General features: G+C 33.7%; 16 protein-coding genes and 1 tRNA gene. 12 read left to right on the forward strand and 5 right to left on the reverse strand.

What is annotated here, in order from left to right; all coding sequences use genetic code 11:
* The first annotated feature begins 40 nt into the window (after positions 1-40).
* Complete coding sequence (locus MST30_RS06980; protein WP_243473665.1) at positions 41-1,015, forward strand: polyprenyl synthetase family protein; 975 nt, start codon at positions 41-43, stop codon at positions 1,013-1,015.
* Positions 1,015-1,368: a hypothetical protein gene (locus MST30_RS06985; RefSeq protein ID WP_243473666.1), complete on the forward strand. Its 354-nt coding sequence runs from the start codon at positions 1,015-1,017 to the stop codon at positions 1,366-1,368. The genes MST30_RS06980 and MST30_RS06985 overlap by 1 nt, the downstream gene beginning before the upstream one ends.
* A 37-nt stretch (positions 1,369-1,405) precedes the next feature.
* On the opposite strand, the gene MST30_RS06990 is transcribed toward MST30_RS06985, so the two are convergent.
* Positions 1,406-1,882, reverse strand: coding sequence for an alpha-ketoglutarate decarboxylase (locus tag MST30_RS06990; protein ID WP_243473667.1), 477 nt, complete (start codon positions 1,880-1,882; stop codon positions 1,406-1,408).
* Between the two features lie 180 nt (positions 1,883-2,062).
* On the opposite strand from MST30_RS06990, the gene MST30_RS06995 reads away from it, so the two are divergent.
* Together MST30_RS06995 and odhB are read left to right on the forward strand one after the other, a co-directional pair.
* Positions 2,063-4,831 (forward strand): 2-oxoglutarate dehydrogenase E1 component, encoded by a 2,769-nt coding sequence (locus tag MST30_RS06995; RefSeq protein WP_243473668.1) that lies wholly within the window; start codon positions 2,063-2,065, stop codon positions 4,829-4,831.
* Positions 4,832-4,863: 32 nt separating this feature from the next.
* On the forward strand, positions 4,864-6,081 hold the full coding sequence (odhB, locus tag MST30_RS07000; protein WP_243473669.1) for a 2-oxoglutarate dehydrogenase complex dihydrolipoyllysine-residue succinyltransferase: 1,218 nt from the start codon (positions 4,864-4,866) through the stop codon (positions 6,079-6,081).
* 512 nt (positions 6,082-6,593) lie between these two features.
* Here the strand turns inward: odhB and MST30_RS07005 are convergent.
* Together MST30_RS07005 and MST30_RS07010 are read right to left on the reverse strand one after the other, a co-directional pair.
* Complete coding sequence (locus MST30_RS07005; RefSeq protein ID WP_243473670.1) at positions 6,594-7,217, reverse strand: response regulator transcription factor; 624 nt, start codon at positions 7,215-7,217, stop codon at positions 6,594-6,596.
* A gap of 48 nt (positions 7,218-7,265) precedes the next feature.
* On the reverse strand, positions 7,266-7,718 hold the full coding sequence (locus MST30_RS07010) for a retropepsin-like aspartic protease (RefSeq protein ID WP_243473671.1): 453 nt from the start codon (positions 7,716-7,718) through the stop codon (positions 7,266-7,268).
* Positions 7,719-7,766: 48 nt separating this feature from the next.
* Here MST30_RS07010 and MST30_RS07015 point away from each other — a divergent pair, with 48 nt between their 5' ends.
* From MST30_RS07015 to MST30_RS07050, 8 genes are all read left to right on the forward strand, one after another.
* Positions 7,767-8,534, forward strand: coding sequence for a TatD family hydrolase (locus MST30_RS07015; RefSeq protein WP_243473672.1), 768 nt, complete (start codon positions 7,767-7,769; stop codon positions 8,532-8,534).
* Position 8,535: 1 nt separating this feature from the next.
* A complete protein-coding gene (locus MST30_RS07020; RefSeq protein ID WP_243473673.1) occupies positions 8,536-9,561 on the forward strand; it encodes an asparaginase in 1,026 nt (341 codons plus the stop codon).
* A 75-nt stretch (positions 9,562-9,636) separates the two neighbouring features.
* Positions 9,637-9,724: transfer RNA gene (locus tag MST30_RS07025), tRNA-Ser, on the forward strand.
* Positions 9,725-9,799: 75 nt separating this feature from the next.
* Positions 9,800-10,570 carry a MotA/TolQ/ExbB proton channel family protein gene (locus tag MST30_RS07030; RefSeq protein WP_243473674.1) on the forward strand — a complete coding sequence of 257 codons (771 nt, stop codon included), beginning with the start codon at positions 9,800-9,802 and terminating at the stop codon, positions 10,568-10,570.
* 15 nt (positions 10,571-10,585) lie between these two features.
* The gene (locus tag MST30_RS07035; protein WP_243473675.1) at positions 10,586-11,041 is read left to right on the forward strand and encodes a hypothetical protein; all 456 of its coding nucleotides are present in this window, start codon (positions 10,586-10,588) and stop codon (positions 11,039-11,041) included.
* A 6-nt stretch (positions 11,042-11,047) separates the two neighbouring features.
* On the forward strand, positions 11,048-11,689 hold the full coding sequence (locus MST30_RS07040) for an ExbD/TolR family protein (protein ID WP_243473676.1): 642 nt from the start codon (positions 11,048-11,050) through the stop codon (positions 11,687-11,689).
* A gap of 12 nt (positions 11,690-11,701) precedes the next feature.
* Positions 11,702-12,163: an ExbD/TolR family protein gene (locus MST30_RS07045; RefSeq protein WP_243473677.1), complete on the forward strand. Its 462-nt coding sequence runs from the start codon at positions 11,702-11,704 to the stop codon at positions 12,161-12,163.
* Positions 12,164-12,252: 89 nt separating this feature from the next.
* The gene (locus MST30_RS07050; protein ID WP_243473678.1) at positions 12,253-12,951 is read left to right on the forward strand and encodes a porin family protein; all 699 of its coding nucleotides are present in this window, start codon (positions 12,253-12,255) and stop codon (positions 12,949-12,951) included.
* On the opposite strand, the gene MST30_RS07055 is transcribed toward MST30_RS07050, so the two are convergent.
* Both MST30_RS07055 and rpoN read right to left on the reverse strand, forming a co-directional pair.
* Entirely contained in the window at positions 12,946-13,554 is a 609-nt protein-coding gene (locus tag MST30_RS07055; RefSeq protein ID WP_243473679.1) for a hypothetical protein, read from the reverse strand. The genes MST30_RS07050 and MST30_RS07055 overlap by 6 nt on opposite strands.
* Positions 13,555-13,566: 12 nt before the next feature.
* Positions 13,567-15,030 carry an RNA polymerase factor sigma-54 gene (gene rpoN, locus MST30_RS07060; protein ID WP_243473680.1) on the reverse strand — a complete coding sequence of 488 codons (1,464 nt, stop codon included), beginning with the start codon at positions 15,028-15,030 and terminating at the stop codon, positions 13,567-13,569.
* Between the last annotated feature and the right edge of the window lie 24 nt (positions 15,031-15,054).

Below are 15,054 nucleotides of genomic sequence, written 5' to 3' on the forward strand. Positions count from 1 at the left end.
ATCTTAGCTTTAAATTTGCCGAAAGCATTATTTTTGTCTTATGCAAAACATTGAAGCTTACCAAAAGTCCTTTATAAAGTATTTAGAGGATTTTGCTATTGAAAGAGAACCGGTAAATCTCTACGAGCCTGTAAATTATATATTAAAGTTAGGTGGAAAGCGTCTTCGACCAGTACTAACTATAATGGCGGCTGATATTTTTGGGGACAAGGCAGCATTAGCCATGAATGCAGCACTTTCTGTTGAGGTTTTTCATAATTTTTCGCTGGTACACGATGATATTATGGATGATGCTCCATTAAGGCGTGGTAAGAAAACAGTACACGAAAAATGGGATCTTAATACAGGAATATTATCTGGTGATGCTATGTTGATTTTAGCCTATCAACTGTTTGAAAACTATGAGCCAAAAATCTTTCAATCTTTAGCAAAGTTGTTTAGCAAAACAGCTTTGGAGGTTTGTGAAGGTCAACAATACGATATTGATTTTGAAACACGAAACGACGTTACAATACCTCAATATCTTAAAATGATAGAGTATAAGACAGCAGTTTTAGTTGGTGCAGCCATGAAAATGGGAGCCATCGTAGCTGAAGCCTTAGAACAAGATCAGGATGGTATTTATGATTTTGGACGTTACCTAGGTATTGCTTTTCAGCTTCAAGATGATTATTTAGATGCTTTTGGTAATCCTGAAACCTTTGGTAAGCAAGTAGGAGGAGATATTTTAGAAAACAAAAAAACCTATTTATACCTTAAAACACTAGAACTTGGTAGTGATATAGAGAAGTATAATTTATTAGAGTTAATGTCTAACACTTCAATTACTAATGAAGATAAGGTCGAAAAAGTAAAAGCACTTTTTAATGCTTCAGGTGCGGCTGACGCCACGCAATTAGCTGTTAAAGATTATACTAAAAAAGCGTTTAGTGTATTAGAAAAACTAAATATTTCTGAAGATAAGAAACAAATACTCCAATTGTTTGGTGAACAATTAATGAATAGACGTGTGTAATGGCATTGCCTGTAAACTTTAAAGACCTAATTGCCGAGGCAAATGCATTAAAGTTGTACAAAAAACTAATTGTTCAGCTTAATAAAGATTTACTTTTTGCAAATGTAGATATACAATTTAATGAGGAGACATTGCCAACTAGCTTAAAATTGGTTCTACAAGACACTATTTTTCATCTTATACAGCACAAATTTTCAGACTATCTTAATTTGCTTTATCAGGTAGATGTATCTGAGCAAAAAATTAAATCACTTGATAGTGATGATATGGTTAAATTATCTGAAGATGTTACTTTTTTAATTCTTCAAAGAGAGTGGCAAAAGGTTTGGTATAAAAATAGGGGTTCATCCTAAATCCTTTCCTTTGATAAGCCTAGGTTGGACTTTGTTTCTAAAACCAAAACCTAACAAAAGGCATCCAAGCTTGGTTTTGTATGCTCTTATCTTCATCATAAAGCACATCATACCTTATACCAAAAGTTACATTGCCGCTTCGGTAACCAATACCCAAAAATAATGCAGGATACCAATAGCTGTCATCTACATTACTTACAAACTGTTCATCAAAATCTCGGTTTACATAAAGTTGTTCAAATTCAGTAGAAATTTGTAACTCTCTATAAGGATTAAATAAGCCAATTACACTGCCGCCAACAACGGTAGATTTAAATACATCGCGCTGCGAGCTATATTGAAAATTGAGCCCAATACCAGTAGAGACATACGGATTAAAATTATATAAAGCATTAGGAGCAATAGCTCCGCTAAAAAAACCATCTCCAAAGTTTAATCCAACACCACCACCAAATTGAACGTTTCTCCAAAAATTATCTCCATCAGTAGTACTCTGAGCATTTGAAGAAACCATAAAAAAACATATAAGAACACTGCTTAAAATTATTTTTATGGAAGTCTTTAATCTAAATTTTATCATCTTAATAATTCTTGTATCCTTATTTGTTATAAATATAATAAAACGGTTAGTATATCTACTAAAAGTTGTATTTTTGAAGAAATTTTGTTGAAACGACAACGTCTCGTAAAAATAATGGATAAATATTCCTTTCTCAACGCAGCACATACAGCATATTTTGCTGACTTATACGACCAATATCTTAAAAATCCAGATGCCATAGAACCGAGTTGGCGTGCCTTTTTTCAAGGGTACGATTTCGGCTCTGAAAATTATGGAATGGATGGTGAAATAGTAGAAGGTGTGTCTGCTCAAATTCCTGAACATCTTCAAAAAGAATTTCAGGTTGTAAAACTTATTGATGGTTATAGAAATAGAGGGCATTTGTTTACAAAAACAAACCCAGTTAGAGCTAGAAGAAAATACGCTCCAACTTTAGAAATTGAAAATTTTGGTCTTTCTAAAGATGATTTAAATACTGTTTTTTCTGCTGGTGAAATCATAGGTATTGGTACTTCGACACTACAGAGTATTATAGATCACCTAGAGAGCATTTATTGTGATTCTATTGGTGTAGAATATATGTATATAAGGAAACCAGAGGAAATTCAGTGGATTCAAGAAAAACTGAATGTTAATGATAATCATCCTAAGTTTTCTCCAGATCAGAAGAAGAACATTCTAAGAAAATTAAATGAAGCTGTTTCTTTTGAAAATTTCTTACATACTAAATATGTTGGTCAAAAACGATTTTCTTTAGAAGGAAACGAATCTCTTATTCCTGCTTTAGATGCTATGATAGAAACAGCAGCTGAGTATGGAGTTAAAGAGTTTGTTATGGGTATGGCACATCGTGGCCGTTTAAGTACGCTTACAAACATATTTGGTAAATCTGCAAAAGATATCTTTAGCGAATTTGATGGTAAAGATTATGAAGAACAGATTTTTGATGGTGATGTAAAATACCACTTAGGTTGGACGAGTGATCGCGAAACCGACTCTGGTAAAAAGATAAACCTAAGTATTGCTCCAAACCCTTCGCATCTTGAAACTGTAGGTGCAGTTGTAGAAGGTATATCTAGAGCCAAACAAGACAAACCAGAAATTGAAGATGCTTCGCAAGTATTACCAATTGTAGTACATGGTGATGCTGCTATTGCTGGACAAGGCCTTGTGTACGAAGTTGTGCAAATGGCGCAATTAGATGGTTACAAAACAAACGGAACAGTACATATTGTAGTAAACAACCAGATAGGTTTTACTACAAATTATTTAGATGCACGTTCTAGTACCTATTGTACAGATGTAGGTAAAGTTACCTTGTCACCAGTACTTCATGTTAATGCGGATGACGCAGAGTCTGTGGTACACGCAACATTATTTGCACTTCATTTTAGAATGAAATTTAAGCGCGATGTATTTATAGACTTATTAGGTTACAGAAAATATGGTCATAACGAAGGTGATGAGCCTAAGTTTACACAACCATTGTTATACAAAGCAATTGCAAAGCACAAAAATCCAAGAGATATCTATGCAGAGCGATTAATTGCTGAAGGTGTAATAGATAAAGACCATGTTTCAAAAATTGAAAAAGATTACAAGGATAAATTAGAAGAAAAACTTGAAGATTCTCGTAAAGTAGAAAAGACTGTTATTTCTCCATTTATGCACGAGCAATGGAAAGATTTTGAGCGTGTAGATGAAGAGGAAATGATGAAGCCTATTGATACAAAGGTTTCAAAGGAGCTTCTTACAGATATTACTAAGGTTATTTCTAATTTACCAGAAGATAAAAAGTTTATCAGAAAGATTCAGCGTTTAGTAGAATCGCGTCAAACGATGTTTGATGAAGATAGACTAGATTGGGCAATGGCAGAGCATTTGGCTTATGGTTCATTGTTATCAGAAGGCTTTAATGTTAGAATTTCTGGTCAAGATGTTGAGCGTGGTACCTTCTCGCACAGACATGCTGTTGTTAAAGTAGAGGATAGTGAAGAAGAAATTATCTTACTAAAAAATGTATCAGACAACCAAGGGCAATTCAATATCTATAACTCATTATTATCAGAGTATGGTGTTGTAGGTTTTGATTATGGTTATGCCATGGCAAGTCCTAATACATTAACCATTTGGGAAGCACAGTTTGGCGACTTTAGTAATGGAGCACAAATTATGTTAGACCAATATATTTCTTCTGGTGAAGATAAATGGAAAACCTCTAACGGATTGGTAATGCTGTTACCTCACGGTTACGAAGGGCAGGGTGCAGAACACTCTTCTGGTCGCATGGAGCGTTATTTACAGTTGTGTGCAAAAGACAATATGTTTGTGGCAGATTGTACAACACCAGCCAATATGTTTCATTTGTTACGTAAGCAAATGAAGGCTAATTACAGAAAGCCATTAATTGTGTTTACACCAAAAAGTTTATTACGTCATCCTAAAGTAGTATCTACTGTAGATGAGTTTGCAAACGGAAATTTCCAGACGGTAATAGATGATGCAAGTGCTAGTGTAGATAAAGTTAAAACGTTAGTGTTTGTAACAGGTAAATTCTATTATGATCTTCTAGAAGAACAAGAAAAGTTGGGTAGAGAAAATGTTGCTTTGGTAAGAATAGAGCAATTATTTCCATTACCAATAGATGAAATTAGAAACATAGTTGGTAAATATAAGAATGCAGAAGATGTCGTATGGGCACAAGAAGAACCACGAAATATGGGAGCTTACAGTCATATGATGATGCATTTAGATGAAGCAAGAACATGGCGTGCAGCAAGTAGAAGGCCGTATGGTGCACCTGCAGCAGGGAGTTCGGTGCGTTCTAAAACAAGACATCAAGAAGTTATCGATTATGTTTTTGATAAAAGCAAGAATAACCAAATAAGAAGTAAAAAATAATTAAACCAAAAAAGGGTTAAATACAATAACGCATGATTTTAGAAATGAAAGTGCCTTCACCAGGCGAATCAATTACTGAGGTAGAAATTGCAGAATGGTTAGTAGAAGATGGAGATTATGTAGAAAAAGACCAAGCTATAGCTGAGGTTGATAGTGACAAGGCAACATTAGAATTGCCAGCTGAAGCCAGTGGTACCATTACCTTAAAAGCTGAAGAAGGCGATGCTGTTGCTGTTGGGCAAGTTGTATGTTTAATAGATACCAGTGCAGAGAAGCCAGAAGGTAGTGAAAGTCCTGCTTCTACAAAAGAAGAAAAGAAGGAAGAAGCTCCTAAGGAAGAGGTAAAACCAGTTGCTACAGAATCTAAAACCTATGCAACAGGTACTCCAAGTCCTGCTGCTAAAAAGATAATAGAAGAAAGAGGGCTAGATGCTAGTACTATAAGCGGAACTGGTAAAGATGGTCGTATTACAAAAGATGATGCTGTAAATGCAGTGCCATCTATGGGAACGCCAACAGGAGGAAACAGAGGAACATCTCGTAGCAAAATGTCTATGTTGCGTCGTAAAGTAGCAGAGCGTTTGGTTGAAGCTAAGAATACAACAGCCATGTTAACGACTTTTAACGAAGTTAACATGACTCCAATTTTTGAATTACGTAAACAATATAAAGAAGAGTTTAAAGCTAAGCACGGAGTAGGTCTTGGTTTTATGAGTTTCTTTACATTAGCTGTAGTAAGAGCTTTACAAGAATATCCAGCTGTGAATTCTATGATAGATGGAAAAGAAATGATTTCTTACGATTTTGTTGATGTAAGTATTGCTGTTTCTGGACCAAAAGGATTGATGGTGCCAGTAATAAGAAATGCAGAAAACCTAACTTTTAGAGGTGTTGAAGCAGAAGTAAAACGTTTGGCACTAAGAGCTAGAGATGGTCAAATTACTGTAGATGAAATGACAGGTGGTACCTTTACTATTTCTAATGGCGGTGTATTTGGTAGTATGTTATCTACACCAATTATAAATCCTCCGCAGAGTGGTATTTTGGGTATGCATAATATTATTCAGCGTCCAATTGCTGTAGACGGTAAGGTTGAAATTCATCCAATGATGTACGTCGCTTTATCTTACGATCATAGAATTATTGATGGCAGAGAATCTGTAGGTTTCTTAGTAGCAGTTAAAGAAGCTTTAGAGAACCCAACAGAATTATTAATGAATAATGATGTTAAAAAGGCTTTGGAATTATAAAAGCCATATCAAGATTTTTATAAACTAAAAAAGCGCAATTAATTACTAATTACGCTTTTTTTACTCCTAACTAACAAAGAGTAACTAACTAAAATTAACTAAAAAAATTAACAGCTATATTCGCTGAGATGACTATAACAGAACTTACAATTAATAGAATCATAAATATTTTATCCCTTTTTGTAGTGTCTTCTTTCATTGTTTCCATAATATTTCTTTTTTAAAAAAGCTCTGAACGTTTATTTCTGCCCAGAGCTTTTTGAGAATATAATCTGAGGCATTGATTAATAGCTCTGTAAAATTCTAAATAATTATAATACAATACTATACGTAACTTTACGTATTTTTTGAGTTTTTTACCAAAAAAAGAGCCTCGGAAGACTTCCAAGGCTCAAATAATCCCCTAAGAACTAATTAATAGCTCGTTATTAACCCTTAATTAATAACAGTGTAAAATTCCGAATAATTATAATACGATACTATACGTAACTTTACGTATTTTTTGAAAAATTCTAGAGATAATCAGAATTTTCTTTTGCCCAAATAAGTAGACTGTTTTGTTTGCTCTGCAATTTTAATTTCTTAATAATATTGCTTTTGTGCTTTTCTACAGTTCTTGTAGATACAAAAAGTAAGTCGGCAATTTCAACACCAGTTTTGTTTTGTGCTATCAGCCCAATGATTTTAGTTTCTGTCTTTGTTAAAAGCTGTAGCTCTTCAGGTGCTTCATCAACTTCTATGTAAGCTAAAAGCTCTGGGCTAAAATAGGGTTTGTCTTCAGTCACTGAAGAAATACAGTTTTCAATTTCGTCTAATGCAAACTCTTTTAATACATAACCATAAACACCTAAAGCTTTAGCTTCGTTATATATTTTCTCATCTTTTTCAAAAGTAATGAGGACTATTTTGGTTTTGAGGTTCGCCTTTTTACATTTTTCAGCAATTTGTAAACCTGAAAAAAAAGGCATTTTAATATCTAGAATAGCAATATCAGGTGTATGAGCTTTTATCAATGCCAAAGCTTCTTTGCCATTTTTTGCACTGGCAAGGACATTATATTCTTTTTCGTGTAAAAAGTCTTGAAGACCTTTTAGCACCAAAGGATGGTCATCTGCTATTATAATGGTGGGATTCATTGAGCTATTAATCAACTAAGGGAGATAAATATAAAAAGAATCTTTTGGTTAGGAAATTTCTTTTAGCTTTAAGTAAAGGTATTTCTTCTCGTAATCGATTATCGCTTTTCCTTTCTTTAAAATATCTGCACCAATAATGCCGTCCACAGGATCTGCATTATGATTAACAAGTCCAGTGTTAACGTGCGAAAGGTTAAAAAGAATCAGTGCTACTCTACTTTTTTTCCATTTTCCAATTTTTAAGTTGTTGGATTTAGAAATTTGAGTCGTCATGTTAGAAGCTCCAGCACCAACGGCTTTAATTTCAGAATCCTTTACTCTAAGGTTAAAGCGTTCTATGGCTTCAAAGCCAACACAGCTACTGGAAGCGCCAGTGTCTAAAATAAATCGTCCTTTAACTCCATTAATAGTAGCCTTAATTTCAAAATGATTAGTCTTGGTCAATTTGAGTTTTATCTTGGAGTAGCCTTTGTTTAGAAGAAAGTCTTTTAACGTTTCCATTTTAAAATTTTGTGTAAATATAACATACTAAACGTTTATTTTTGGCAAATGATTATTACTGATACACACACGCATTTATACAGCGAAGCTTTTGATGAAGATAGAGCAACTATGATACAGCGTGCTTTGGATGAAAATGTTTCACGCTTTTTTATTCCTGCAATAGACTCTACCTACACCGAAGCAATGCTTCAACTTGAAAAGGATTTTCCTGAGCATATTTTTTTAATGATGGGATTGCACCCTACACATGTAAAGGAAAATTTTAAAGATGAGTTAGCGCATGTAGAGGACATGTTGTCACAACGAAAATTTTATGCAGTTGGTGAAATAGGAATTGATTTATATTGGGATAAGACCACATTAGATATTCAGATTGAAGCATTCAAATATCAAATCAATCTGGCAAAAAAATATAAGTTGCCAATTGTCATTCACTGTAGAGAAGCATTTGATGAGATTTTTGAAGTTTTAGAACAAGAAAAATCAGACGATCTTTTTGGAATTTTTCACTGTTTTACTGGTACGCTAGAGCAAGCACATAAAGCCATATCGTATAATATGAAGTTAGGTATAGGTGGAGTAGTGACTTTTAAGAATGGAAAAATAGACCAGTTTATAAATGAGATCGATTTAAAACACATTGTTTTAGAGACAGATTCACCTTACTTAGCGCCAAAACCATATCGTGGTAAGCGTAATGAAAGTCTATATGTTATTAAGGTATTAGAAAAATTATCCGAACTTTACGGAATGAGTGTCGAAGACATAGCGGCTATCACAACCGAAAATTCAAAACAAGTATTTGGTATATAGTATGCAAAAGCCCAATATCTTATTAATATATACAGGTGGAACAATTGGTATGATAAAAGATGCCGATACAGGAGCGTTAAGAGCCTTTGATTTTGATAGTATTTTAACGCGTATTCCAGAGATTCGTCTTTTAGATTGTAATATCGAAACCATTTCTTTTGAGGAGCCTATAGATTCTTCTAACATGAGCCCTAAATATTGGGCAGATATAGCTCAAATTATAGAGGTTAATTATCTAACTTTTGATGGTTTTGTAGTGTTGCATGGTAGTGATACTATGAGTTATTCAGCTTCTGCATTAAGTTTTATGCTAGAGAATTTAACAAAGCCAGTCATTTTTACAGGATCTCAATTACCAATAGGAGATTTAAGAACAGATGCTAAGGAGAATTTAATCACATCTATTCAGATGGCATCGTTACAACAAGATGGCTTACCTGTTATAAGAGAAGTAGGTCTTTATTTTGAATACAAATTATACAGAGGCAATAGAACAACTAAAATAAATGCGGAGCATTTTGAAGCCTTTGAATCCTTTAATTATCCTAATTTGGCAGAGTCTGGTGTACACCTTAATGTTAATAAGGAGTATTTATGGCGAACAGTATCAAAAGATCAATTAATAGTTCGCAAAAAGATGAATACTAATGTTGGTGTTTTAAAATTGTTTCCAGGTATCTCTGAGGTGTTAGTTGAAACAATGCTAAATTGTGAAACACTTGAAGGATTAATACTAGAAACCTATGGCGCAGGCAATGCAACAACCGAAGATTGGTTTGTAGATTTATTAAAAAAAGCAATATCAAGAGGTCTCCATATTATTAATGTGTCGCAATGTGCAGGAGGAAGTGTTAATATGGGACAGTATGAAACCAGTTCTAAACTAAAAACCATAGGTGTCATTTCTGGAAAAGACATTACTATAGAAGCTGCCATTACTAAATTAATGTACCTTCTAGGAGAGAATATACCTCACTCAGAATTCAAAAAAACATTTGAAACGTCCTTACGTGGCGAAATGACCTAAAATTAACGATACAAATTTTAGTGTTTGAAGTTTTTTTTGTTATTTGGCACACCGTAATTTTTTGATAAAATTTACAGAGAGGTGGCCGAGTGGTCGAAGGCGCACGCCTGGAAAGTGTGTATACTCCAAAAGGGTATCGAGGGTTCGAATCCCTTCCTCTCTGCACAGATTTTAGGCGATTGTTACATTATTTTTTTTATCTTTAACACTTTAACTAATAAAATTAAGATTAAGAACAATGAAAAGATTATTTTCTATTCTTGCCATAACATGTTTAATGGCTATCGGAACTGTTAATGCCAATGCAACAACATTAGCAACTACAACAGCAACTATCACTACAGTAACTCAAGATGCTGGCGAAACAGCAGGTGAAGATTTGAGTTTCCATCAAGAATTAAAAAAGCGTTTTATTGAAGGTGGCCCAGGCTTTATGGGTATTGTATTATTATGTTTAATTCTTGGTTTAGCAATCGCTATTGAGAGAATTATCTTTTTAAACCTTTCAACTACAAACACTAAAAAATTAACTCAAAATGTAGAAGATGCACTTGCGTCTGGTGGTATAGAAGCTGCTAAAGAAGTTTGTAGAAACACAAAAGGACCAGTTGCCTCTATATTCTATCAAGGTTTAGATAGAGCTGACGAAGATATCGATGCTGCTGAAAAAGCTGTAGTAGCTTATGGTGGTGTACAAATGGGTCAGTTAGAAAAGAATGTGTCTTGGATTTCTTTATTTATAGCATTAGCACCAATGCTTGGTTTCATGGGTACGGTAATCGGTATGATTCAGGCCTTTGATAAAATTGAAGCGGCAGGTGATATGCAACCATCTTTAGTAGCAGGTGGTATTAAAGTAGCACTTTTAACAACAGTATTTGGTCTTATTGTGGCTATTATTCTTCAAATCTTTTACAACTACATCATCGCTAAGATTGACAGTATTGTAAATGACATGGAAGATGCATCAATTACATTGATGGACTTATTAGTAAGACACAAAAAATAAAAGATCATATAAACTATGTTACATAAAATATTAAAAATAGTTGCCGCATTATTGAGTCTGGCTGGGATTGTTTCCCTTGTTAGAATCATTGCTGCAGGTGACGACGCAATTAAAACAGGCGAAAAAGCTGGGTTAGTAGACCCTATGGCTTATATCGCTTATATAATTCTGATTTTAGTTTTAGCTTTTGTGGTGGTTTTTGTAATAAAAAATCTTTTCACAAATACAGCAGGACTAAAAAATACGTTAATAGGAGTAGGTGCTTTTGCAGCGGTATTAATCATATCTTACGTGATATCAGTAGGTCCAGACGAATCATTCCTTAAAGGGTTGTATAAATCTGGAGATGTAATGGCTACAGAGAGCGAGTCTAAGTTAGTAGGTGGAGGTCTTATCGCTTTTTACGTACTAATTGTTATTGCTGCAGTTGCAATGATATTCTCAGGAGTTAAAAAAACATTAAGTAAATAATAAGGTATGGCAAAAAGAGCAGCACCAGAAGTTAATGCAGGTTCAATGGCTGACATTGCCTTCTTACTACTCATCTTCTTCTTGGTAACAACTACTATAGAAAAAGATAAGGGTTTGTTAAGAAGTTTGCCACCTATTGACGACACTGAGGTTGAGCCACCTATTATTAAACAAAAAAACCTATTTACTGTTCTTATAAACAGAAATAACCAATTGCTAGTAGAAGAAAAGCAAATGGAATTAAAGGATTTAAGACAAGCAGCTATAGAGTTTTTGGATAATGGTGGAGGAACCAATGCAGCAGGTGAACGATGTGATTACTGTAAAGGAAAGAGAGACGAATCATCGTCTGACCATCCTGATAAGGCAATTATATCTATGAAACACGACAGAGAAACATCGTACGAGAAATATATAGACGTGCAAAACGAACTTGTAGCGGCCTATAATTTCTTAAGAGAGAGAGAAGCTAAACGTTTGTTCGGTAACTTAAAAGAATACCGAGGAACTGAAAAAGTTTATCAAGCGATGTTAGAAGAGAAAGAAAAGAACCAATTTAGTAAGGATACAATTTTGAATGGCCGAATAGAAGCTGTTAAAAAATTATTCCCTATGAAATTGTCTGAAGCAGAACCAGATAAAAGTTAAAAAGTAACAATTATGTCAAAGTTTAAAAAAGGAAAACAAGGAGATTTGCCAGCGATTTCAACGGCATCTTTACCAGATATTGTATTTATGTTACTTTTCTTTTTCATGGTAGCAACTGTAATGCGTGATAGTTCTCTAATGATAGAGAATAGATTGCCAAGCGCAGATCAGGTAGAGAAGCTTAAGAAAGATAGAACCGCTTTTATATATGCAGGTAAACCTAGTGCTCAATTCAAACAATTGGGTACAGAGCCAGTAATACAATTTAATGACAAAATCATTAAGGTAGAAGAGGTTCAATCTAGTGTATTAGAAGCTCAGCGTGAGTTAACCGAAGAACTACAACCAAAGTTTGTTGTAGGTCTTAAAGTTGATAAAGACACACATGCAGGTTTAGTTTCTGATATTAAGCAAGAGCTTAGAAAAGCAAATACATTAAAAGTAATGTATATTGCTAACGCTAGAGCTGAATAAAAATAGTCTTAATTTTTATATATAAAACGTCCTGAGTAATCAGGACGTTTTTGTTTTATATCGTATAAAGATTTTGTAGTTTTATCTTTATGAAGAATACCTTTTTAGTTGTTTTGTTTATTACAAGCTTCATCGGCTTTTCACAAAATACAGAAGATAAAGAAAAATCTGAATTGTATAAGAACTATCGCGAAGATCAGTTTTATATTTCAGTGACTTATAACCTTCTTAACCAAAAACCAGGTGATGTTAGTCAGAGTGGGTTTTCCTCTGGGTTTCATTTTGGTTTCATTAGAGATATGCCTATTAATGAAAAGCGAACAGTTGCTTTAGGTATAGGTTTGGGGTTGTCTACAAATTCCTATAATCAGAATATAGCCATTAGCGAAACAAATAATCTGGTTTCATTTAATGTGATAGATGAAAGTGGAATCAATGTTTCAAAGAATAAATTTACAACCTATCTATTAGAAGTACCTTTTGAATTTCGATGGAGAAAATCTAGTCCGACCAATTATAATTTCTTAAGAATATATCCAGGATTTAAATTAGGATATCTTTTTTATAATTCAACAAAATTTAAAAGTGATCAAGGCAGCGAGAAGCTTTCTAATATTGATAACTTTAATAAACTACAGTATGGATTAACCTTAAGTGCAGGTTATAGCACGTGGAATGTTCATGTTTATTATGGTCTAAATCCTATTTTTAAAGATTCTGCAAAGTTAGATGGGGAAATTCTAGACATAAGCTCTTTTAAGATTGGTTTAATGTTTTACATTTTATAACCAGTATTTCATAAATAGAATTTGTGGAAATAACCCTGTTATTAGACCAATTAGAAGCTCTTGGTTGGTATGTGCCTTAAGATGTAGGCGAGATGTTGCAATAGCGCCTAAGATAATCATCATTAAAGCTATTGTTCCATTAATATTTATCTTATAATGAAGACCTATAGCTACTGCAAACATAAAGAAACCAGAAGCTGCAATCATATGTATACTTGCTTTAATCTTAAAAACTGCCATTATAAAACAAGCTAGCGTAGAGCATAATATTCCTAAAAAGAAATAATATAACTCAACAATTTCATTTGGTGTTAATACTCTTATTAGTATTAGGGTTATAATTACACAGTTAATAAGTAGAGGGATCAAGCGTTCTCTCGTACTTTTTAAATAAATAGTATCTACCTTGTTTATAGTTTTAAGTAGAAAAAATAACAAGACAGGCAGTATTATAGTAAGTATAACTATAGAGAAAATTTTAGCATTCTGTATAGGTTTTGGGATATAACGAGGTGTTTTGTGAAAATAAAACATCACACCAAGTAAAGGCATAATCAAAGGATGAAAAACAAAAGATATGCTCTTTAAAAGAAAATTTTTCATCCAGAAATTAAATTATAGTTCTTTTCTCAATCTTGCAACAGGAATGTCTAATTGCTCTCTGTATTTAGCAACTGTACGTCTGGCGATAGGATAGCCTTTTTCTTTTAAAATTTTAGATAGGGCTTCGTCAGTTAGAGGTTTCTTTTTGTTTTCTTCTTCAATTACCGTTTCTAAAATCTTTTTTATTTCTCTTGTAGAAACTTCTTCACCTTGGTCGTTGGTCATCGATTCAGAGAAAAATTCCTTTATCAATTTGGTACCGTAAGGAGTGTCTACATATTTGCTGTTTGCTACTCTCGAAATTGTTGAAACATCCATTTCAATTTCATCAGCAATATCTTTTAAGATCATTGGTCTTAGCTTACGTTCATCGCCTGTAAGAAAGTATTCTTTTTGATAATGCATAATGGCACTCATGGTAACAAAAAGTGTCTGCTGACGTTGTCTTACAGCTTCTATAAACCACTTCGCGGCATCTAACTTTTGTTTTATAAAGAGTACAGCGTCTTTTTGTGCTTTAGATTTCTCCTTAGTGTCTTTATAACCTTTAAGCATATTGCTATACTCTCTAGATACATGAAGCTCTGGTGCATTTCTTCCGTTTAGGGTCAATTCTAACTCACCGTCAACTATTTTAATAGCAAAATCTGGGACAATATGCTCAACGATTTTGTTGTTACCAGCATAAGAACCACCAGGTTTAGGATTAAGGCGTTCAACTTCTTCAATAGCATCTTTGAGTTGCTCTTCATCAATACTAAACTTTTGCATCAATTTCTTATAATGCTTCTTAGTAAACTGCTCAAAAGCTTTATCTATAATCTTACTGGCTAACTCTACATCTGGATTTTGCTCTTTTCTGTTCAGTTGAATGCTTAAACATTCTTGCAAATTACGAGCACCAACACCAGCTGGATCTAGCTGCTGAACAATTTTAAGAACCTTTTCAACCTCTTCTTCAGATGTGTATACATTTTGAGTAAAAGCTAAATCATCTGTGATGTCAGATAACGAACGTCTTATATAACCACTTTCATCTACACTACCTACTAAGAAGTAAGCAATTTCTTCTTCTTGCTCAGAAAGTCTGAAGGTGTTAAGCTGATTAATTAAATGTTGCGTAAAGGATGTTCCTGCAGCGTACGGTACGTTTTTTTCTTCGTCATCAGAACTATAATTATTCGCCTGTGTACGATAGTCAGGAATTTCATCATCGCTTAAATATTCATCAACATTTATATCGTCAGCATCAATAGTATCGTTGTCATTATAGTCGTCTACAGAGTTGTCAAACTCATCAAAATTATCGTCTGTAGGTTCATCTTTTCCAGTATCTAAAGCAGGGTTTTCTTCAAGCTCTTGCTTTAAGCGTTGTTCAAAAGCTTGTGTAGGAAGCTGTATCAACTTCATAAGTTGAATTTGCTGTGGAGAAAGCTTTTGAGAAAGCTTAAACTGTAAATACTGTTTTAGGGACATTGAAATTTCTGTTGAATATAAAAG

It is taken from the genome of Winogradskyella sp. MH6 (assembly GCF_022810765.1).
GTDB lineage: Bacteria > Bacteroidota > Bacteroidia > Flavobacteriales > Flavobacteriaceae > Winogradskyella.